At 58.8% G+C, this 22,250-nt stretch carries 15 protein-coding genes and 1 pseudogene; 6 read left to right on the forward strand and 10 right to left on the reverse strand.

What is annotated here, in order from left to right; genetic code table 11:
* Nucleotides 1–142 precede the first annotated feature (142 nt).
* From HP062_RS05540 to HP062_RS05560, 5 genes are all read right to left on the reverse strand, one after another.
* Nucleotides 143–406, reverse strand: coding sequence for a hypothetical protein (locus HP062_RS05540; protein WP_172791025.1), 264 nt, complete (start codon nt 404–406; stop codon nt 143–145).
* A gap of 118 nt (nt 407–524) precedes the next feature.
* Nucleotides 525–1,610, reverse strand: coding sequence for a polyamine ABC transporter substrate-binding protein (locus HP062_RS05545; RefSeq protein WP_077747854.1), 1,086 nt, complete (start codon nt 1,608–1,610; stop codon nt 525–527).
* A 51-nt stretch (nt 1,611–1,661) separates the two neighbouring features.
* A complete protein-coding gene (locus tag HP062_RS05550) occupies nt 1,662–2,003 on the reverse strand; it encodes a cupin domain-containing protein (RefSeq protein ID WP_010460408.1) in 342 nt (113 codons plus the stop codon).
* Nucleotides 2,004–2,046: 43 nt separating this feature from the next.
* Nucleotides 2,047–3,453: an FAD-binding oxidoreductase gene (locus tag HP062_RS05555; protein ID WP_172791026.1), complete on the reverse strand. Its 1,407-nt coding sequence runs from the start codon at nt 3,451–3,453 to the stop codon at nt 2,047–2,049.
* 50 nt (nt 3,454–3,503) lie between these two features.
* A complete protein-coding gene (locus HP062_RS05560; RefSeq protein WP_172791027.1) occupies nt 3,504–4,319 on the reverse strand; it encodes a helix-turn-helix domain-containing protein in 816 nt (271 codons plus the stop codon).
* Between the two features lie 263 nt (nt 4,320–4,582).
* Between HP062_RS05560 and HP062_RS05565 the strand changes: the two genes are divergently transcribed.
* Nucleotides 4,583–4,858 carry a DUF1652 domain-containing protein gene (locus HP062_RS05565; RefSeq protein WP_172791028.1) on the forward strand — a complete coding sequence of 92 codons (276 nt, stop codon included), beginning with the start codon at nt 4,583–4,585 and terminating at the stop codon, nt 4,856–4,858.
* Between the two features lie 57 nt (nt 4,859–4,915).
* Here the strand turns inward: HP062_RS05565 and HP062_RS05570 are convergent.
* Nucleotides 4,916–7,389: pseudogene (locus HP062_RS05570) on the reverse strand (UvrD-helicase domain-containing protein).
* A gap of 281 nt (nt 7,390–7,670) precedes the next feature.
* On the opposite strand from HP062_RS05570, the gene HP062_RS05575 reads away from it, so the two are divergent.
* Nucleotides 7,671–8,366: a pirin family protein gene (locus tag HP062_RS05575; RefSeq protein ID WP_077747847.1), complete on the forward strand. Its 696-nt coding sequence runs from the start codon at nt 7,671–7,673 to the stop codon at nt 8,364–8,366.
* Nucleotides 8,367–8,553: 187 nt separating this feature from the next.
* On the opposite strand, the gene pgm is transcribed toward HP062_RS05575, so the two are convergent.
* The 4 genes from pgm to HP062_RS05595 all read right to left on the reverse strand — a co-directional run bounded on the left by pgm (nt 8,554) and on the right by HP062_RS05595 (nt 14,849).
* Nucleotides 8,554–10,200 (reverse strand): phosphoglucomutase (alpha-D-glucose-1,6-bisphosphate-dependent), encoded by a 1,647-nt coding sequence (gene pgm / locus HP062_RS05580; protein WP_083376719.1) that lies wholly within the window; start codon nt 10,198–10,200, stop codon nt 8,554–8,556.
* 119 nt (nt 10,201–10,319) lie between these two features.
* Nucleotides 10,320–11,720: a PLP-dependent aminotransferase family protein gene (locus HP062_RS05585; protein WP_172791030.1), complete on the reverse strand. Its 1,401-nt coding sequence runs from the start codon at nt 11,718–11,720 to the stop codon at nt 10,320–10,322.
* A gap of 67 nt (nt 11,721–11,787) precedes the next feature.
* Nucleotides 11,788–13,266: a hypothetical protein gene (locus HP062_RS05590; RefSeq protein WP_172791031.1), complete on the reverse strand. Its 1,479-nt coding sequence runs from the start codon at nt 13,264–13,266 to the stop codon at nt 11,788–11,790.
* 560 nt (nt 13,267–13,826) lie between these two features.
* Nucleotides 13,827–14,849 carry a zinc-dependent alcohol dehydrogenase family protein gene (locus tag HP062_RS05595; protein ID WP_010460426.1) on the reverse strand — a complete coding sequence of 341 codons (1,023 nt, stop codon included), beginning with the start codon at nt 14,847–14,849 and terminating at the stop codon, nt 13,827–13,829.
* A 269-nt stretch (nt 14,850–15,118) separates the two neighbouring features.
* On the opposite strand from HP062_RS05595, the gene HP062_RS05600 reads away from it, so the two are divergent.
* From HP062_RS05600 to HP062_RS05615, 4 genes are all read left to right on the forward strand, one after another.
* A complete protein-coding gene (locus tag HP062_RS05600) occupies nt 15,119–16,036 on the forward strand; it encodes a LysR family transcriptional regulator (RefSeq protein ID WP_008156370.1) in 918 nt (305 codons plus the stop codon).
* 311 nt (nt 16,037–16,347) lie between these two features.
* Nucleotides 16,348–17,601, forward strand: a complete 1,254-nt coding sequence (mexE, locus tag HP062_RS05605) for a multidrug efflux RND transporter periplasmic adaptor subunit MexE (protein WP_010460432.1) — start codon at nt 16,348–16,350, stop codon at nt 17,599–17,601.
* Between the two features lie 15 nt (nt 17,602–17,616).
* Nucleotides 17,617–20,799, forward strand: a complete 3,183-nt coding sequence (locus tag HP062_RS05610) for an efflux RND transporter permease subunit (protein ID WP_172791032.1) — start codon at nt 17,617–17,619, stop codon at nt 20,797–20,799.
* Nucleotides 20,796–22,217: an efflux transporter outer membrane subunit gene (locus tag HP062_RS05615; RefSeq protein ID WP_010460436.1), complete on the forward strand. Its 1,422-nt coding sequence runs from the start codon at nt 20,796–20,798 to the stop codon at nt 22,215–22,217. The genes HP062_RS05610 and HP062_RS05615 overlap by 4 nt, the downstream gene beginning before the upstream one ends.
* The last annotated feature ends 33 nt before the right edge of the window (nt 22,218–22,250 follow it).

Below are 22,250 nucleotides of genomic sequence, written 5' to 3' on the forward strand. Positions count from 1 at the left end.
TGACTTATTAATATGAGTGCCAGTGCAATGCCATCAGCCAAATCAAACGCCCGATGAGGGCAGTCATCCGCGATGACTTCCAGACGAACAGGAGCCAATGGTGAACACGTTGCGTGTTCACCATCGCATTTACCCACCGCCATCACTGCTTTCTAAACCTCATCAACAACGGACAAGACCGTTTCTCGACTGTCCAGAATCCCCAGTTGCTGGAGGATGTCATTGATGCCCCCCATAGGCCGAGATCCTCAGGTGTCGGGGCTTCGACCAAGATACGACGCAAGCTCAGGTTGACCTTCAACCTGCCATAGGCGATTTCATCGGACTGGGCGCCTTTATCGATGATTCGCTTGGCAGCGAGGTTAATCTCTCCTTCAACGTAAGCTTGCAAAGCTGATTTGTTCATCGCGATTCTCCTTTGCAGACGTTATGTCTGTGCCGGAAACGCTACAAAGGATTTTGCCAGCCATCTACTGTCAGAATTTACAGGTCCAGACGGTCAATGCCGCGATTGGGTTATGGCCTCAACTCCCCGTCCGAATCTTGTTCCACACCCTCGTCCGAATCCGGTCGATATTCAGCGGCATCGCCTCCAGGGCGAACAGCTTGCCCATCATTTCCGGGCTCGGATAAACCTTGGTGTCATTCTTGATGGCCGGTTCGATCAGGCTGTCGGCCTGCTGGTTGCCGTTGGCGTAGTGAACATAGTTACTGATGCTGGCCATGACGTCCGGGCGCAGCAGGTAGTTCATGAACGCGTAGCCGGCCTTTTCGTCCGGGGCGTCGGCGGGCATGGCGACCATGTCGAACCAGATCGCGGCGCCTTCCTTGGGAATGGCGTAGCCGATGTCGATACCGTTCTTGGCTTCTTTGGCACGGTTCTCGGCTTGCAGGATGTCGCCGGAGAAACCGACAGCTACACAGATGTCTCCGTTGGCCAGGTCGCTGGTGTATTTGGATGAGTGGAAATAGCTGACGTAGGGCCGGACTTTCATCAGCAGCGCTTCAGCTTTTTTGTAGTCTTCCGGGTTCTTGCTGTGGTGCGGCAGCCCGAGGTAATTCAGCGCGGCCGGCAGCAGTTCGGGGCCGTTGTCGAGGATGGCGACGCCGCACTTTTGCAGCTTGGCCATGTTCTCGGGCTTGAAGATCAGGTCCCAGGAGTCCACTGGCGCGTTGTCGCCCAGCACGGCCTTGACCTTGGCGATGTTGTAGCCGATACCGGTGCTGCCCCAAAGATATGGGAAGCCGTGTTCGTTACCCGGGTCGTTGGTCTGCAATGCCGTGAGCAATACCGGGTTGAGGTTCTTCCAGTTCGGCAGCTGGTTCTTGTCGAGCTTCTTCAGCGCCCCGCCCTGAATCTGCCTTGCCATGAAGTGGTTGGACGGGAATACCACGTCGTACCCGGATTTTCCGGTCATCAGCTTGCCGTCCAGGGTTTCGTTGCTGTCATAGACGTCGTAGCTGAAGGCGATGCCGGTTTCTTTCTGGAAGTTTTTGGTGGTATCCGGCGCGATGTAGTCCGACCAGTTATAGATCTTGACGGTCTCGGCGGCATGGCTGAGGGACGCGACAAGCGCAAGGGGTGCCAGGGTCAGTGTCTTTCGGATCATGAGTCGATTCCTGTATGGGTTGTTTTTGGCAGGCAATCAAAGGATCAAAAATCAAAAAATCAAAACGTAGGTCTTGCGCACGGTTTCCTGGATATCCCAGATGCCGAGGCTGTTGGCTGGCAACATCAGTGCGTCGCCGGCTTCGATGTAGAGGGTTTCACCGTCGTCGGGGGTGAAGGTGCAGCGGCCCTGGATGAAGTGACAGAATTCCTGGGCAACGATCTGCCGGCGCCAGCGGCCGGGCGTGCACTCCCAGACGCCGGTTTCGACGCCATCGTCGCGTTCGACGCTGGTGGTCGAAGCCACCGCCACCGGCGCTCCCAACGGCACGGCGACGGGGTTCGACTCCTCCAGTTCCAGTGTTGCGGTGTTCTTGAATTGCGTGATGCCCATGGGAGTACCTGTCGATTGAGCCTGTAGATGTAGAACGCGGCGTTTACTGCATGAGACCTTCCATGAACCCCGCCACCTTGCTCGCCAGTTTGCGGCGCCAAGGGGCTGTCGCCGGGTTGGCCAGGGTCTGGTCTTCGTGGACGAAGCTGCGGATGATTGCGTTGTAACCCAGCCAGCGGCAGGGCTCTGGCTCCCAGGCCCGGAGCGTGTCCAGACCGCCTTGAGGCATGACCCAAGGCTGGTGAACCAGTTCGGTATCGCGCTCAAGAATCAGATCCGCCAGGGTTCGGCCGCCCAGGTTGCTGGCGCCGACGCCCTCGCCGCCATAACCGCCGGACAAGGCAATGCCGCTGGCCTGATCGCAGAGCATGTGCGGCTTGAAGTGCCGGGACATGCCCAGGTTGCCGCCCCATGCGTGGGTAATCTGCACGTTCTTGAGTTGCGGGAAGAGTTCGCTGAACAGGTAGCGCCGCAACTCCACTTCGCTGGTGGTCAGGTCAAAGTCATGGCGCAATTTTCCGGCAAACTGGTAGCCGCCCCGGGCGCCGAACACCAGGCGGTTGTCGGCCGTACGCTGGCCGTAGGTGACCTGTCGACTGCTTTCGCTGAACGCCTGGCCGCGGCTCAGGCCGATTTCGTCCCAGGTCGCGGCAGACAATGGTTCGGTGGCGACAATCAGGCTTTGTACCGGTAACTGATAACGACCGAGGGGTGGCAACGTGACCGAATAACCTTCTACCGCCGGCACGATCCAGCGGCTGCGGACCTGAGCCTTTGCCGTGCGCAAACTCCCCGACTGCCACTGCGTGACCGCGCTGTTTTCGTAGATTTTGACACCCATGCGCTCGACCGTTTCTGCCAGGCCTCGCACCAACTTTGCCGGGTGAATGGTCGCAACGTGCGGTGCATAGATACCGCCATAAGGCTTCGCCACTCTGATCTGTTGCGTCAGTTGCTCCGGGCTGAGCCAGCGGTAATCGCTTTCGGTCAGGCCTTGGCGGTAAAGCTTGTCCAGATAGTCGCGCAGGCTGGTTTCCTGCTCGGGATAACGCGCGGCACAGTACAACACCCCGCCTTTGCGATAATCGCAGTCGATGCCCTCCCGTTCGATGACAATCTCGACTTCATCAGGAATGCTGTGCAGCAGATCGAAAGAGGCCCGACGTTGGTCTGGCGGCAAACCCGCCAACAGACGGTCCTCGCCCAGCAAGTTACCCATCAGCCAGCCGCCGTTGCGGCCCGACGCGCCAAAACCGGCGGTTTGCGCTTCGACGATGGCAATGTCCAGGCCTGGCGCCAGGCGCTTGAGGTAATACGCGGTCCAGAGCCCGGTGTAGCCCGCACCGATGATGGCCACGTCGACGTCCAGGTCATGTTCCAGCGCAGGACGCGCCAGCAACGGCTCGTCGAGTTGATCCATCCACAAACTGATAGTGCGCCACGCCGACATGCCAGACTCCGCCACTCAAACTTCGATGGCGTCGATCCTAGTGCGTGACCTCAGGGGCTGTCGTGCGCGCGTGCACGCAAAGAAATTTGTTTGATGTAAGCCTTGGGCGACAGCCCTGTGTGCTGGCGAAAACAACTGTAGAACGCCGACAAGGAGTTGAAGCCGGCGGCAAACGCCAGCTCATCAATGCGCAGCGGTGGCATGGCGGCGTCCAGCGCCGCGAGTAAATGCTGCAGCCGCGCCTGGTTGACATAGCGATAGAAGCTCTGGCCCAACACTTGATTCAGCAGATAGGAAATCTGATTGCGGCTGTAACCGCACTCCTGCGCCACCCGTTGCAGATCGAGCTCGGGATCCAGATAAGGCTGCTGGCGCTGGAAATACTGTTGCAGGTCCTCAGCCATGAAACTCAGCTGGCGCGGTGAAAGCCCAAGTCGGCTGGCGGCCGGGCGCGAATTCGTAGCGGTGTTGCGTTGCGGTTGTTCGCGCACCAGTGATGCGTATTCGTTGACTCGCCAGATCAACCCGTCGCGCACCGTGATCGCTTCACTGGAACGGAACGACACCAGCCCTTCGCCGCCGCGCAAGGTCATCTGGTACTGGATGAACGCAGTGTTGCCGTCCAGCCGTATGCGATCGGAATGCTCCAGCGCTTCGTCCGGGTTACGCGGCATGCTGCCGCGCACGTACTCACGCAACTCATCCAGGCCCATGACCCGGTTCTGGAAAAAGTCGTTGTACTGAATGTCCGGGTGATAAAGCGCCATCACACCGTCCAGATCCCGGTGTTTCCAGCACAGGTGGTAGCGCATGACCGTCTCGCCCGTGGCCTGGGTTTGCAGGGGGCCATCATCATCGGCGTGCATAAGGGACTCGACGAAAAAAGCCGAGCTTGCCGAAGTTCGGCCGCGGCTTCAATGACCTCGCCTGATCGCCGGTAACGCCGAGCAAGGCCCGGCACGTGATCCATATCAAAAAAACGGTAGCAATCGCCAAACGGACTGAAAAAAATCACATGGTTTTCACATCCGGGTGCTACTTTTAAAGGCAGTCACCGGTTGAGCCATTGAAGGCTCTTCCCTCCTAACATGAGCTAAAGGAAGCGCTCGATGAAGAAGGCGGGCAACACATGAATAAAGGGTCTTTCAGCAAAGTCACGTTTCCAAACGCCTGTCAGCTGATGCGCTGGCATTTCCATCCCATGGGATTTGAGGCGAGCATGGACGCGCCGGGCAGCATGATTGCCCGCCTGTTTGACCGCGCCAGTGGCGAGACCATGATCGCCATTGCAGGCATTCCATGCGCAACCGTGATGAATGCCGCGGACGTAGAACGAATAATCGAAGCCGTGGAAGACGAGTTAGAGTCTTTCATACTTCCCCAGGCCTTCAAGAGTTATGCCTGAAGGCCAAACGCCCAACAAAAAGCCCACATCATGTGGGCTTTTTTGTGGGGCTCGGGTTCAGGCCAGTTTCTGACCCTGGCGATGATCAGCAAAGAATGGCTTGTCCTTGCCAATCCGGTCAGATGCCTTGGGCATGTTCGCCGCCTGAGTATCCTGCCCGTCGACATACCAGTAGCAATGACTCACCGCCCGAGTGATGCCGACGTAAGCCAGTCGCAGGATTTCGTCTTTCTGTGCGTTGTCGTATGGCTCGTTGTCGCCCGTCTTGCCAAGGCCCGCCATGCGATAGACCTGATTCTTGTAGGGAGAACTGGTCAGATGCTGACAATCACCCAGCAAAAACACCGCGTCAGCCTGCAAGCCCTTGGCGCTGTGATACGTCAGCTGTTTGATGCGCCGCGCTTCATACGGCAAGTTAGAATCCACATTAACTACAGATTGAATGTGTTGTTCAATCAATAACTTATCGCTGCTTTTTCGATAAAGCATCAAGATTGAATCACCTTGTCGGTAATGCTGGATCAGGCGTTGAGCCATGCCTTGATCATCCCGATCCATGACGTTCACCGGCAACAGCGCCTTGGGTTCACCGCTGGCCTTGGCCTTCTTTCCGGCGATCGACGGCGCAGCGCGGACGATATGCTCGGCCGCATCAATGATGTGCTGATGACTGCGGAAATTGTCGCTGAGCATCACTTTGGTCGTGCTCGGTGACGGGAATTCCTTGTTGAACTCCATGAAATACGCTGGAGAACTGCCGCGCCAGCCATAAATGGACTGCCAGTCATCGCCGACGCAGAGCAAGGACGAACGTTGCGCGCCTCGCCCCACATGCATCGCCGGGCCGCGACTGCGGATCTCGGCCAGACTGGCACGGATCCACGAGACAATTTGCGGCGATACGTCCTGGAATTCGTCGATCATCAGGTGTGACAAGGGCCTTAGCAGCTCATCGCTCAGCAGCTTCAGGTTTTCCGGGGAATGCTCGCTAAACAAGGCAAACATCCGGTTGTAGGTCATCACCGGTGGTTTTTGATCAAGCAAATGATCTTCCAGGGCGCGCCAGAACAGGCTCAGAGCCTCGAAGAAATACCGGTCCGGGTCATCCTTGGCGAAACTCATCTGGCCTACGGCACTCGGAACATCCAGGCCGAGGTTTTCGATAAACCCGGCGGCGGCCACAAAACAATCCAGCAAGGGGGCTGATCCCAGCTCACCCTTGACCTTGTAATCGAAACCCGGACCGGCACTGGCATCCCCTGCCAGGGAAGCCAGCACGCGCTTTGATGATTCGTAACTATCCAGCCATATCAATGGTTTACGACAGAAAGCTTGAAACAGGGTGCGCTTAACCGCCCATTCCGCGCGGACAGTCAACTTGGCATTCGGGCGGCAGACCTGCGGATTTTCCCGTGGGTCAAAACCGAGTACCACCCAGGCGTCCAGCGTGGGGATGTAGCCGTGACAATGGAAAGTCGCACCATTGATATCGAAAGCCTGCCGATTGGGCTCGATGCCTTTGGCTGGCCAGGCGCCGGCACGAAACCACAGGTCTTCAATCGTGTCGCAGAGCTCCTCGTCACGTTTGGCCGCCAACTCGGTCACCGCCACGCGCTTCTGCACGTCGGGGTGATCGCGCTCAAGCTCCTTGAGCTGCAAGGCATGACGGGACAATGGCTTGATCAGTTCGCGAAAACGCTCATCGCGAGTGTGCAGGCTGTGAAAACAGGCATTGAGTTGCTGACGCTGCGCGTCATTGATGCGCAGGTCGAAGGGATTGCTGTCGACCTCCTCATCGCCGTTTTGCGCGCGATTGCTGAGGTTTTCGAATGCTTGCAGGCGCTCGAAGCCCGGCAGGCTGCGCACCATCGGCAGGATTCGCGAGTGGAAGGTGCGCACCAGGTCGCGCGCCTCCTTGAGGCTCAGTGCCCGACCCCACACACCAAACAATTCGATCAGCTTATTAATGAAGTCCTTGCGCGACTCACGGGTGAAGGTCACCACGGTCATCGAGCTCAGCTCGAAGCCCAGGTAATGGGTCAGCAGCAGGATACGCAGGACCAGTGTCGTCGACTTGCCTGCACCCGCCCCGGCAATCACCGACGTCGAAGGCGTGTCGCTGAAAATCATTTTCCACTGGGCGGCGCTGGGCTGAGCGTGAGGTGGCAGCAGTCGGGCGACATCGGCCTTCATGCGCTTCTTCAGGTCAGTGCCGAGTGGCAGGCGCCAATCGTCGAACAAGTTGTGATCGACATTAGGTGGCCGGTGCTCGGTGGAGCGCGAATCGCGGATCAGCAGAACCTGCCGGCCTTCTTCCAACCCCTCGGCTTTGCCTTCCTTATAGCCGTAATCGACCCCGGCGCTGTGACCACTGCGAAACCCATCGGCTTGCCCGTGCAACCACGAGGCACGGTGTTGCGCGCGCAGACGGGTCAAGCCATGGCCAAAGAACCGGGCGGCGAGGCGCTTGAGCAGTGGCATCTCGGCCAGGGGACGAAGTTCGGGAGGAAGATCGGGGTGTGTTGCGGCACGCGGGCTGACTCCAGGGTGTGAGGCTGACGAGGGCTATGGTGTCCGTATTTGCCGTTGAGTTCTAGTGAAATGCTTACAGGTCATTGGCTTATACGATGAAGTGAAGGCTGGATGAGAACGTTTCGAGGTTATTTGATATCAACTTATCCGATCATGATGAGGCATTTTTTACGCTTTTTATCGATTGGTGCCTGATAGATGATGCCCGCCATCAACCACCGGTTCTCGTTTCGTGGCTCAGGCGCTCTGCCCCATGACGAACCTTTTTCAGGAGACGATCATGCTTGAACTCAGACCTTTCAGCTCCCTGGGCGGCGCCCACCATGGCTGGTTGGATGCCCACCACCACTTTTCGTTCGCCGAGTACCACGACCCGAAACGCATGAACTGGGGCAACCTGCGGGTATGGAACGACGACGTGATTGCCTCCGGCACTGGGTTCCCTAAACACCCGCACCGGGACATGGAAATCATTACCTATGTTCGTGAAGGTGCAATTACCCACGAAGACAACCTCGGCAACAAGGGCCGCACCGAAGCGGGCGACGTTCAGGTCATGAGCGCCGGCACCGGGATCGCTCACAGTGAATACAACCTGGAAGCGAACGAAACCAGGATCTTTCAGATCTGGATCATCCCGAACGAATCAGGCCTGGCCCCCTCATGGGGCGCCAAGCCATTCCCGAAAGGCCAGCGTGAAGGCTTCGTGACGTTGGCCAGCGGTAAGGCGGGTGACGATCAAAGCCTGCGAATCCGTGCCGATGCACGGCTGGTGGCCGCCAATCTGAAAGCCGGTGAATCCGCCGAGTATCGCCTGGACAGTGGCCGTCGCGCTTATCTGGTTCCGGCTACCGGGGTCATTGAAGTCAATGGCTTGCGTGCACAAGCTCGAGACGGTGTTGCTGTGGCGGATGAGCAGGTGTTGCGGGTAACTGCGATTGAGGACAGTGAGATCGTGTTGGTGGATCTGGCTTGATCGGGTAAATGCAGGGCAAAAAAAGGGGCGACCGTTGATGGTCGCCCCTTTTTTACATCTGAATCCTGAGTGGCCGTGCTGGCGTCTTCGCGGGCAAGCCTCGCTCCTACAGGATAGATATCGCTCACAATCATGTGATCGACTCCGCCCTTGCAGGAGCGAGGCATGCCCGCGAAGGGTCGCTCAATCACTTCGCAGAAATAGCGCCATCCACCAGGGTCTGAGCTTCTGCAACCAACTGCTTGAGGTGCTCGTCACTGACGAAGCTCTCAGCGTAGATCTTGTAAATATCTTCAGTCCCCGAAGGCCGTGCCGCGAACCAGCCGTTCTCGGTCATGACTTTCAAACCGCCAATGGCCTGGTCGTTACCCGGCGCGTGGCTGAGGATGCTCTGGATCGCTTCGCCCGCCAGTTGGGTCGAGGTGACCTGATCCGGTGACAGCTTGCTCAACAAGGCCTTCTGTTCAGGGTTGGCCTTGGCGTCGACGCGCACCGAGAACGGTTCGCCGAGCTCGTCAGTCAACGCACGGTAGGCCTGGCTCGGGTCGCGACCGGTACGAGCGGTCATTTCTGCCGCCAGCAATGCCGGAATCAAGCCGTCCTTGTCGGTGCTCCAGACGCCGCCGTCCTTGCGCAGGAACGAGGCCCCCGCGCTTTCTTCGCCGCCAAAGCCCAGCGAACCGTCGAACAGACCGTCAGCAAACCATTTGAATCCGACTGGCACTTCGTACAGGCGACGGCCCAGGCGCTTGGCCACACGATCGATCAAGCCGCTGCTGACCACGGTTTTGCCCACGGCAGCATCGGCGCGCCACTGTGGACGGTTCTGGAACAGGTAATCGATGGAAACGGCGAGGTAGCTGTTCGGTGCCAGCAGACCACCGGACGGGGTCACGATGCCATGGCGATCGTGATCCGGGTCGCAAGCAAACGCTACGTCAAAGCGCTCTTTCAGACCGATCAGGCCTTGCATGGCATGGCTCGACGAGGGGTCCATCCGGATTTGCCCGTCCCAGTCGACTGTCATGAAGCGGAACGTCGGGTCGACCTGTTTGTTCACCACTTCCAGGTCCAGACGGTAGTGCTCGGCAATCGCCGACCAGTAGCGCACCCCTGCTCCGCCCAGCGGATCAACACCCAGACGCAGCTTGGCATCACGGATGGCATCGAAGTCGATCACGTTGATCAGGTCGGCGACGTAGGTGTTGAGGTAATCGTGACGATGGGTCGTGCCGGCCTTCAATGCCTGCTCGTAGCTGATGCGTTTGACCCCGGCCAGCTTGTTGCCCAGCAGCTCGTTGGCCTTCGCTTCGATCCACTTGGTGATGTGGGTATCGGCCGGTCCACCGTTGGTGGGGTTGTATTTGTAGCCACCGCTTTGCGGCGGATTGTGCGATGGCGTGATGACGATACCGTCCGCCAGGCCCGAGGTACGGCCGCGGTTGTAGCAAAGAATCGCGTGGGAAATCGCCGGGGTCGGCGTGTATTCGTCACCCTCGGCGATCATCACGGTCACGCCGTTCGCGGCCAGCACTTCCAGGGCGCTGGCGCCGGCCGGGGTGGACAGTGCGTGGGTGTCGATGCCGACAAACAGCGGACCATCGATACCCTGGGCTTCGCGGTACAGGCAGATCGCCTGACTGATCGCCAGAACGTGCCATTCGTTGAAACTCAGATCGAACGAGCTGCCTCGGTGTCCGGACGTGCCGAAGGCTACGCGTTGGGTAGAGATGGCGGCATCAGGCTGGCCGGTGTAATAGGCCGTTACCAGTCGCGGGATGTCGACCAACAATTCTGCCGGTGCCGGTTTGCCCGCAAAAGGACTGAGTGTCATGCAAAACCTCTGGAATAGAGTGGTTCAGGAGTAGGAGCGCAGTTTACTGGCAGTTTGACCGCAGCGCGACGTTATCGATCCCGAGGGAAATGTTATCAATCGCCAAAGCCCACCCCTGCTCAATCGATCGATTCCAGGCGCAAGGCATCGCCCAGCAAACCCATGGCCGCCGCGAGGTCGTGGTCGCCGCCGAAGGTATGGCTCAGGCGCAAGTGTTGCGCGTGCAACCCTTGGAGGCTGAACAGCTCCCCTGGCGCAATCACCACCTGGTGCCTGAGCAGGCGCTGGAACACCCGACGCACATCGACCTGACGCAGCGATTGCACCCAAATCGTCGCACCGCCCAAGGGTTCGACAAAGTGCAAGGCATCCCCCAGACGCTCCTGTAACAGTTGGGTCATGTGCACCTTGCGGTCCTTGAGCAGCCGGCGCAATACCAACAAGTGCTGATCGATTCGTCCATTGCTGTAAAGCCGTGCGATGGCTTTCTGGCGAATCGGTGACAACCGGAATGAACGTAACAGGAAATGCCGCTGCAGTTCGACGCTCAATTGCCGCGAGAGCAGATAACCATAAGGCGCTTCCGGCCCGATGGATTTTTCGAAGGTGGAGAAAACGATCAGCCGGTCCGGGTTCAGCAGATCGCGAAACCGCAGGCCGTCGGGCTCGAATGCGAGCTCGCCATAGCAGTCGTTCTCCAACACCCAACTGCCATGACGCTCCAGCAGTTCAGCGGTTGACTGCCTGTTGCTGTGGGAAGCCACGCTGCCGCGCGGCATGTTGAGGCCGGAAGAAAGCAAGACCAGCCGCACCGGCTTGGTCTCCAGCAGTTGCTTGAGCTGCTCAAGGTCCAGGCCACCATGGGCTTGCAGGGGCAACTCGATGACCTGGACGTCAGCGTCCTGGAGCAAGCGCAGGATCATCCAGTCGCAGGGCGATTCGACGACTACCATGGCATCTTTGAGACACAGTACAGCGATCAGTATTTCCAGGACACCACGCAAATCGGCGCCAATGTAGACATTATCGGCGTGCCAGCAACGTGCCGGAGACGAGGTATAGCGTGCGGCCAGTGCGGCGCGCAGTTCCAGTTCACCACAAGGTTGTGAAGTCGGTTGCGGCTGACGCGGATATTGACGCAGCAGTTCTCTTTCAAGCAGCAACAACGGGCTGTCCAAGGGCTGCAACAACGCCGGTTCATCCGCGCTCAACACCAGCATCCCCGGTCGCCTGGCGTTCACATAAACCGTCTCGAGCAGGTCATTGCCGCTGCTGAGCGGGTGAATGGACGACACCGGCAGCGCGTAATAGCCGGATTTGGCGACCGAATACACCCGCCCTTCCTTTTCCAGCAGCGAATAGGCGTACTGAATCGTCGAAATCGATACGCTCAAACGGTCCGCCAATTGCCTTAATGAAGGGAGGCGGACCCGCGTGTCGCTGACGGGCTCGTTGATGAGGTTAGTCAGGTAACGGTACACCGCCTGATAGGCAAAGTCGGTTTCGCGGGGTCCTTTCATGGGTGATGACCGAGCACGCCACGCGCCGCGTGGGGTGGGTGGATGAGCGCGGTAACCCCGAGCATTTTCAACGACCCGTTGACCGTTCGCCATTTGCGGCGTTGCCCGCGTCGAGGTCCAGCGCAGGCTCATCCGCATTACCGACTGCCGGGCCCGGCCCTTCGCCCCTCGCAACCGGTTCCATCCGGTAAAGCGTGCCGATCAACTTGACGGTCAACCCGCTGACGTCGACCATCCATTGCAGCACCTGCTCGGGAGCCGACTTGCCCTGCATCGCCCGGTGCAGATCAGGCAACGCCACGAGCATACCGGGATGGCATTGGCGTAGAAAACGCTCAAGCGAGGCGCCGTTATCGACGAAGGGCGCGAACAGCAAGCACACCAGTTGAGCCTCACTCAAGCCCAGGCTTTTCTGGGCCTGCGCCGCTGCCAATGCACGCTGGTCGGACATTGTCGTCGGGTTAACGAACGTTTCCATTACCTGCTCGCAATAGCGCTCGGGAAGCTGTTTGCGACGCATCATGACCAAGGCCCGCTGTACGTAATCGGCGACGCCTGCTTCATAGGTGCGGCCATGAACAAAACACGCCTCCAGCCCCCGAACGTGCGCAGAAATCGTCAGGCTGACAAACTCGTTATCACTAAGCTGGGCCGCCAGTTCGTCAGGCTGAAACCCGAGGAAATCGGTGAGTAGCGGCCAGCGATCTTCCAGATTGCTGACCAGCATGTCGTGAATATCGATGAAGGTTGTGCGCCGACACGCTTCAAATGATTCGGCCGGCCGCCACTCAGCCTGCCCATGCTCAGAATAAAACTCGCGGTAGCAATCGCTGCCCAGTTCATCCAGTCGCGCGAACAGCTCCTCATAACCGGATTCAGGGTCATTCGATGCATTGAGGCCAGCCTTTTGCGCCGCACGGGTCAACCCATGCATGAACTGCTTTTGCTGACGAGGTGTATCGCTGCTGACCAACGCATCGACGCCTCGGTCCCAACGGCAGATTTGCCCATAAAACTCGCCCGCCGCCAGGTACCCGTCATCCCACAGGTCAAGCGGTCCGTTCCAGGTTCGCCGGTGACCCACCATCAACAGATTGAGACGATTTGACTCGCGACCTGCATCGGAGACCGGCGCCAGATGGCTGAATGGCAGGACTTCCCGGTTATCGACCATCACCACTTCGACCCGAGGATCGTCGTAGAGAAACAGCGCACTGCAACTGTGGTGGATGTTTTCAAGGGCCATCGGGCTTGCGCCATTCGTGCGCAAGGTCGCGACTCGCAGCTGGAACGTCGCAGGCGCCCGGCCAGCGATGCTCAATTGTGCGGCGCGCAGCAATGCCAGCGTGTAGCAACAGTCGCGGGTTCCGGACTGGATCGACAAGACCTTGTATTCGCCGATCCGCTCCATGCCACCCGCAGAGACCACCAGGCGCTGAATCATCAGCTGCAGTGCCGTGCGCTCGGCGCGTGAAAAAAAACTCAGCAATCGCTGCAATACTTGCTGATAAACATAGTTCATTGCCTGTTCATGGGTATGGGTCATCATTGTTTACCTGTTACGCATAGGTTCGATGTCACGCAAACAACTGTGTGCATTGCGCAAACGGCTGACTGACATGATTAAAGTGTTTCGATTGATATGAAATCCTAACACTTAGTTTTGAGTAATTATTTGAAATGAATCGAGCTTACTTGTGACCCCGCCCGCGCATGATTGCAGGAAAGCCCCGCAGGACAAGGGTCCTGTGACCACGCGAGGGATCCTAGGAAATGTCCGACAGCGTCCCACAGACATGTAGCACGAGAAATAAAGAAAGAAGTCGCAATTAATTTTTCGGCAATTGATCGATAACACGCTATTTGTTGAGCTTGTATTACCGGAGCGCGAAGAAAAGTATCTGTCCAATACCCAGCCATAGCTCATTCCTTGAGATGAAAGTAATCATTCAATTATCGGGGCTTATAGGGTGATTAGAAGATACAGATTGAGAGCAAAAACCAGTTCAGTTGCTGAACTGACTCGTCGCAGGTTGAGGGGACGTCTCGGAGTTTCGGAGGGGGAAATGCAAAAGTCCGTGCAAGCACGGACTTTTTTCAGTGGTGTTACGCCGGATCGACCTGGAGCGCAACCCGTTCGCGACACGGGCATTCATCCATGTAGCGGTGCGCCTCGACAAACTCGGAAAACGGAAAGACCCGAGTCTTGAGTGGCAGCAACACGCGGTCTGCGGTCAGCTGGTTGATGTCGCGCAAGGCACGTTGCAGTGCGACCTGATCCTGGATGATGCCCAGCTCCGGCTTGCCAGTGAAGTTGCCGATGCAGTGAACGAAGAACTGAATGTTCTTCTGGAACGCTGCGCAGGCCGGGAACGGCGTCTGGTTACCACCTTGCAGGCCGTACAGCACCAGGCTGCCACGAGGCGCGAGCACATCGCCGAGCAGTGACATCTGCGGACCGCCGAGGCCATCGAACACCACATCCACGCCGCGGTTGTCGGTGATTTTGTTGATCCGCATGAGCAGATCCTCTTCCTCGGTGACGATTACTTTCTCGGCACCCAGTGACAGCAGGTATTCACGTTCTTCAGCGGTCTTGGTGGCGGCAATTACCCGCACGCCCAATGCCTTGCCCAGTTGCACAAACGATGGACCGGCACAGTGGCTCGCGTCAGTCACCAAGGCAAATTGCCCAGGTTTGACACGCGCCAGATCGACATAAGCGAAGTAGGCAATCAGCAGCGGCGTGTAATGCACGGCCGCTTCAATCGGGCTGAGCACGTCCGGATAACGGGTCAATGCCGAGCGAGGCAGAACGATCTGCTCGCCGTAGACCGGATAGTCGTTGGGGCTTTCAGCCGGGAAGCTGGCGACCTTGTCACCGACTGCCAGGTCATCGACGCCCTCGCCGACTGCTGTCACGACGCCGGACATCTCATGGCCAAGGCCAGAAGGCAGACGAGCATGGGATGAGGCCAGGTTCTGGCGCCAGAGAATGTCGTACCAGCTGATGCCAATCGCCTCGACGCGCACCTGCACTTCGCCCGGCGCAGGGAGAGCGGCCGCATGCTCTTCGCATTTGAGCACCTCGGCTGGACCAAACTTGTGAAAACGGATCGTGCGGGACATCGCAAACCTCGTCAAAGAAACCTCTAATGCCCTGAACTCTATCTGGGCTTTCTACCCAAGACTATCAGTGGCTATTAATAGTCGACATGCCTGTCATTGATTCCGCAGCATCCATTGGATCAACGGTTATCGTAAAAATCCGGAGCATCCGTTCCAGGGAAACTGAATTATTCGGTGCAGAGTAGCAGCCTTTCCCCGTAATATTCATGCCGGCCATTGTTCTCATATGGCCGCTCTCGTCAAGCTTGATGACTCTGCCAGGACTCCAGATGAATCGTAATGACCTGCGTCGTGTCGACCTGAACCTGTTGATCGTTTTTGAAACATTGATGCACGAACGCAGTGTGACCCGTGCTGCGGAGAAATTGTTCCTCGGCCAGCCGGCCATCAGTGCGGCGCTCTCACGCCTGCGCGGGCTGTTCGATGATCCGTTATTCGTGCGCACCGGGCGCAGCATGGAGCCTTCCGCTCGCGCGGTGGAAATCTTCGCCCTGCTCTCTCCTGCCCTGGATTCGATTTCCACGGCAGTCAGCCGTGCGGCAGAATTCGACCCGGCGACCAGTACGGCGGTGTTCCGCATTGGCCTGTCGGACGATGTCGAGTTCGCGCTGCTGCCGATGCTGCTCAAGCGTTTGCGTGCGGAATCGCCGGGGATCGTATTGGTGGTGCGTCGGGCCAACTACATCCTGATGCCGAGCCTGTTGGCCTCGGGGGAGATTTCCATCGGCGTCAGCTACACCGCCGACCTGCCGGCCAACGCCAAGCGCAAAGTGCTGCGCCGCAGCATGCCGAAGCTGTTGCGCGCCGATACGGTGCCGGGGCCATTGAGCCTCGATGACTTCTGCGCCCGCCCCCATGCGCTGGTGTCGTTTGCCGGTGACCTGAGCGGCTTTATAGATGAAGAACTGGAAAAGCTCGGGCGCAAACGTCATGTGGTGCTCGCGGTGCCGCAGTTCAACGGGCTCAGCACACTCATCAGCGGGACCGATATCGTCGCGACGGTGCCTGACTATACCGCTGAGGCGTTGACGGCGGCTGGCGGGGTGCGAGCTGAAGATCCGCCCTTGCCGGTGCGCAGCTTTGAATTGCACATGGCGTGGCGTGGGTCGCAGGATAATGACCCGGGTGAACGTTGGTTGCGCTCCAGGATCCAGATGTTCTTCGGGGATCCGGATAGCCTGGCGTGATCCTGATCTTTTGTTGGGGCTGATGGCCTCTTCGCGGGCAAGCCTCGCTCCTACAGGGATTTAATCAGCGCCACAATTCCCTGTGGGAGCGGGCTTGCCCACGACTCGGTCTCAAGCCAATCCCTTGCATTCTGCGCAACATAGAATTGTCATCAATCCAATTGATCGCCGTTCAATGTAAGGCGCATGCTAGAGGGCTGGCTTCAGACTTATATCATTCCGAATGATAGTTACCTTTGCTTCATTCGATTCGTGCGATACCACCCCGCCGCTCATCATCCGCCCATCTCAATACATTGGCGGATGCATCCATGGAACAGTCACTCAAACATTTGCGCTTCCCATTGGCCATGTTGGCCGTACTGGTGATGAGCGCCTGCGGCAAGGCTCCGGAGTCTGCCGCTACCATGCCTGCGGCGAAAGTCAGCGTCGCCAAGGTCCTGGAACAACCGGTCAACGAGTGGGACGAATTCACCGGGCGCCTTGAAGCGCCAGAAACCGTAGAAATTCGTCCACGGGTATCCGGCCAGATTGATGAAGTGGCCTTCACCGAAGGCGCACTGGTCAAGAAAGGTGACCTGCTGTTCCAGATTGACCCACGCCCATTCCAGGCCGAGGTCCGCCGCCTCGAAGCACTGGTTGCCCAAGGCCGCGCCAACGCCACCCGCAGCGAAAACGAAGCCCAGCGTGGCGAACGCTTGCGCACCAGCAACGCGATCTCCGCCGAACTGGCCGATTCGCGCACCAGTGCAGCCCAAGAAGCCCGCGCCGCCGTCGGCGCTCTCCAGGCTCAACTGGACCTGGCCAAACTGAACCTGAGCTTCACCCGCGTCACCGCGCCTATCAGCGGTCGCGTCAGCCGTGCGGAAATCACCGCCGGCAACCTGGTGACTGCCGACACCACCGCGCTGACCAGCGTCGTTTCCACCGATAAGGTCTACGCCTACTTCGACGCCGACGAACGTGTGTTTCTCAAATACACCCAGCTCGCTCGCCAGGGCAAACGCGGTGCAACCACTCCGGTTTACCTCGGCCTGTCCAACGAAGACGGCAACCCGCATCAGGGCGTGATGAACTTCGTCGACAACCAGGTCAACCCGAAAACCGGCACCATCCGCGGTCGCGCGGTCTTTGATAATGCTGACGGACAGTACACCCCAGGCTTGTATGCCCGTTTGAAACTGGTCGGCAGCGGCACTTACTCCGCCGTGCTGATCAACGACGAAGCGGTCGGAACCGATCTGGGCAAGAAATTCGTGCTGGTGATGGATGCCGACAACAAGACGGCCTATCGCTCCGTCGAACTGGGGCCGAAGATCGAAGGCTTGCGCATCGTGCGCAGCGGCCTGAACAAGGATGACACCGTCATCGTCAAGGGGCTGCAACGGGTTCGCCCTGGCTCGCCGGTCACCCCTGAAGTGATCCCGATGGCCAGCGAACAAACCCTTGCGGCACTCGCACAACAACGACAAGCGCTGGAAGCCAGCAACCTGCCCCAAGTCGCACCTGCCAAGGTCGCGCCGGGTACGGTTGTGAAACTGGCTGCTGCGACTCCACGCGGTTAAGGGACGACAACTCCGATGAATTTTTCCCAATTCTTCATTTCACGGCCGATCTTCGCAGCGGTGCTTTCGCTGCTGATCCTGATCGCCGGTGCCATCTCGCTGTTCCAGTTGCCGATCAGCGAATACCCGGAAGTCGTGCCACCGACCGTTGTGGTCCGTGCGAACTTCCCCGGCGCCAACCCAAAAGTCATCGGTGAAACCGTGGCCGCTCCCTTGGAGCAAGCCATTACCGGTGTCGAGAACATGCTGTACATGTCCTCGCAGTCCACCGCTGACGGCAAGATTACCCTGACCATCACCTTCGCACTGGGCACTGACCTGGACAATGCACAGGTGCAGGTTCAAAACCGCGTGACCCGGACCGAGCCGAAACTTCCAGAAGAAGTGACGCGCATCGGTATCACCGTCGACAAGGCGTCGCCCGACCTGACCATGGTTGTGCACTTGACCTCGCCGGACAAACGCTACGACATGCTCTACCTGTCCAACTACGCCTTGCTCAACATCAAGGATGAGCTGGCGCGCCTGGGCGGTGTCGGTGACGTGCAACTGTTCGGTATGGGCGACTACTCGCTGCGGGTCTGGCTCGATCCGAACAAGACCGCTTCGCGCAACCTGACTGCCACCGATGTGGTAACCGCGATTCGTGAACAGAACCGTCAAGTCGCTGCCGGTGCACTGGGTGCGCCCCCTGCGCCGAATGCCACTGCGTTCCAGCTGTCGGTCAACACTCAGGGCCGTCTGGTTTCTGAAGAAGAGTTCGAGAACATCATCATTCGCTCCGGCGACAACGGTGAAATCACGCGCCTGAAAGACATCGCTCGCGTTGAGCTGGGCTCCAGCCAATACGCATTGCGCTCGCTGCTGAACAACCAGCCTGCGGTGGCGATCCCGATCTTCCAGCGCCCTGGCTCCAACGCGATCGAGATCTCCAACGAAGTTCGCGACAAGATGGCCGAACTGAAGAACAACTTCCCGGAAGGCATGGACTTCAGCATCGTCTATGACCCGACGATCTTCGTGCGCGGCTCCATCGAGGCGGTGGTCCACACCCTCTTCGAAGCGCTGATCCTCGTGGTTCTGGTGGTGATCCTGTTCCTGCAAACCTGGCGTGCCTCGATCATTCCGTTGGTGGCGGTGCCGGTTTCGCTGATCGGTACGTTTGCGGTGATGCACCTGTTCGGATTCTCGCTGAACGCCCTGTCACTGTTTGGCCTGGTATTGGCCATCGGTATCGTGGTGGACGACGCCATCGTGGTGGTGGAGAACGTGGAAAGGCACATCGAGCTGGGAGAAACGCCCGTAGAAGCCACCAAGAAAGCCATGCGTGAGGTGACCGGGCCGATCATCGCGACGGCGCTGGTGCTGTGTGCGGTATTTATCCCGGCGGCGTTCATTTCCGGACTCACCGGCCAGTTCTACAAACAGTTTGCCCTGACCATTGCCATCTCGACCGTGATCTCGGCGTTCAACTCGCTGACACTGTCCCCTGCCCTGGCCGCCGTGCTGCTCAAGAGCCACCATGCGCCGAAAGATGGCTTTACCAAAGTGCTTGATAAACTGTTGGGCGGCTGGCTTTTCCGTCCGTTCAACCGGTTCTTCGAACGCGCCAGCCATGGTTATGTCGGCACCGTAGCCCGGGTTATCCGCAGCAGCGGTATTGCCCTGCTGTTGTACGCAGGCCTGATGGTGCTGACCTTCTTCGGTTTCGCTCACACCCCGACCGGCTTCGTACCCGGCCAGGACAAGCAATACCTGGTGGCCTTCGCGCAACTGCCGGACGCTTCAAGCCTTGACCGCACCGAAGACGTGATCAAACGCATGTCCGACCTGGCCCTGAAACAGCCTGGCGTGGAAAGTGCGGTAGCGTTCCCGGGCCTGTCGATCAACGGTTTCACCAACAGCCCGAATGCCGGCATCGTGTTCGTGACCCTGAAACCGTTCGACGAGCGCAAAGACCCGAGCATGTCGGCCGGTGCGATTGCCGGTGCATTGAACGGCCAGTTCGCCGGGATCCAGGAAGCCTACATGGCGATCTTCCCGCCGCCTCCGGTACAAGGCCTGGGCACCATCGGTGGTTTCCGCCTGCAGATCGAAGACCGGGGCAACCTGGGCTACGACGAGCTGTACAAAGAAACCATGAACATCATCACCAAGAGCCACAACGTGCCGGAACTGGCGGCGCTGTTCACCAGCTACACCGTGAACGTGCCGCAGGTCGATGCCGCCATCGACCGTGAAAAAGCCAAGACCCACGGCGTGGCCGTCAGCGACATCTTCGACACCCTGCAGATCTACCTGGGTTCGCTGTATGCCAACGACTTCAACCGCTTCGGTCGCACCTATCAGGTCAACGTCCAGGCTGAACAGCAGTTCCGTCTCGAACCGGACCAGATCGGTCAGCTGAAAGTGCGTAACAACAGAGGCGAGATGATCCCGCTGGCGACCTTCATCAAGGTCAGCGACACCTCGGGCCCGGACCGCGTGATGCACTACAACGGCTTCATCACCGCTGAAATCAACGGTGCGGCAGCCCCAGGCTACAGCTCCGGCCAGGCTCAGGCAGCGATCGAGAAACTGCTCAAGGAAGAACTTCCAAACGGCATGACCTACGAGTGGACCGACCTGACCTACCAGCAGATTCTGTCCGGCAACACCGCGCTGTTCGTGTTCCCGCTCTGCGTATTGCTGGCGTTCCTGGTGCTCGCGGCCCAATACGAAAGCTGGAGCCTGCCACTGGCGGTGATCCTGATCGTACCGATGACCCTGCTGTCGGCCATCATCGGTGTGATTGCTTCGGGAGGCGACAACAACATCTTCACCCAGATCGGCTTGATCGTACTGGTGGGACTTGCGTGTAAGAACGCGATTCTGATCGTCGAGTTTGCCAAGGATAAACAGCAGGACGAAGGTCTCAGCCCGCTGGCTGCGGTCCTGGAAGCATGCCGTCTGCGTCTGCGTCCGATCCTGATGACTTCCTTCGCGTTCATCATGGGTGTTGTGCCTCTGGTCTTCTCCAGCGGTGCCGGTGCCGAAATGCGTCACGCCATGGGTGTGGCGGTGTTCTCCGGGATGCTCGGGGTGACCTTCTTCGGTCTGTTGCTGACACCCGTGTTCTACGTATTGATTCGTAACTTTGTGGAGCGCGGTGAAAAGCGCAAAGCGGCCAAGGTCCTCAAACTGGAGGCGCAACAATGAGCCTTAAAGCCTTCCTGCCGAGCCTTCTGGTACTGGCCTTGAGTGCCTGTGCCGTCGGCCCGGACTACAAGACACCCGCCACAGAGCCGGCCAACATCACCACTGCCACTGACGGCGCTGCCGGCCAGAAAAACTTCGACCGCTCGCGTTTCGAAGGCATCTGGTGGCAGCAGTTCGAAGACCCGACCCTCAACCAGTTGGTGACTCAATCGCTGCAAGGTAACCGTGATCTGCGCGTGGCCTTCGCCCGCTGGAAAGCGGCCCGGGCGATTCGCGATGACGTCAGCAATGACGCCATGCCCACCATCACCAGCCGCGCCAGCAGTGACTTGGGCAAGGGTCAGATCCCGGGCCAGACCACCAAACGGGTCAACAGCGAACGTTACGACCTCGGCCTGGACATGGCGTGGGAGATCGACCTGTTTGGGCGTATCCAGCGCAACCTCGAGTCCGCCGATGCCGAACAGCAGGCGCTCGAAGCCGATCTGTACCAACTGCAAGTCACCATGATTGCCGAACTGGTGGATTCTTATGGCCAATTGCGCGGCGCACAGTTGCGCGAAAAGATTGCCCTGGCCAACCTGAACAACCAGCAGGAGTCGCGCAAGATCACCGAAAGCCTGCGTGATGCCGGCGTCGGCGATCAACTGGACGTCGAGCGTGCCGATGCACGCCTGGCCTCGGTCGAAGCCAGCGTGCCGCAGTTACAGGCCGAACAGGTTCGACAGAAAAACCGTATCGCCACCCTGCTGGGAGAGCGTCCGGACAAGCTGACTGTCGACTTGAGTCCAAAAGACTTGCCGGCCATTGCCAAAGCATTGCCGATCGGTGACCCGGGGCAGTTGCTGCAACGTCGTCCGGACATCCTCAGCGCCGAGCGCAAACTGGCCTCCTCCACCGCCCGTATAGGCGTGGCCAAGGCGGATCTGTTCCCTCGGGTCAGCCTCAGCGGCTTCCTTGGTTTTACCGCCGGCCGTGGTTCGCAGATCGGTTCTGCGGCGGCCAATGCCTGGGCGCTCGGCCCGAGCATTACGTGGGCTGCGTTCGACCTGGGTAGCGTGCGAGCCCGTCTGCGCGGCGCCGATGCCGATGCCGAAGGCGCGCTGGCGACTTACGAACAGCAAGTGCTGCTGGCGCTGGAAGAATCGGAAAACGCATTCAGCGACTACGGTAAACGTCAGCAACGGCTGATCTCGCTGATCCGTCAAAGCGAAGCGAGCCGCGCCGCCGCAGACCTGGCGCAAATCCGCTACCGCGAAGGCACCGTGGACTTCCTCGTCCTGCTGGATGCCCAACGTGAGCGTCTGGCGGCTGAAGATACCCAGGCCTCGGCGGAAACCGATCTTTATCGCGGCATTGTCGCGATCTACAAAGCCCTTGGCGGTGGCTGGCAACCAGAGACGGTCGCCAGCAAGTAATTTTTAAAGAGCTCCTTTGGTTGGCCGCAACCA

Origin of the sequence: Pseudomonas sp. B14-6 (assembly GCF_013260315.1) — a bacterium.
Classification (GTDB): Bacteria; Pseudomonadota; Gammaproteobacteria; order Pseudomonadales; family Pseudomonadaceae; genus Aquipseudomonas; species Aquipseudomonas mandelii.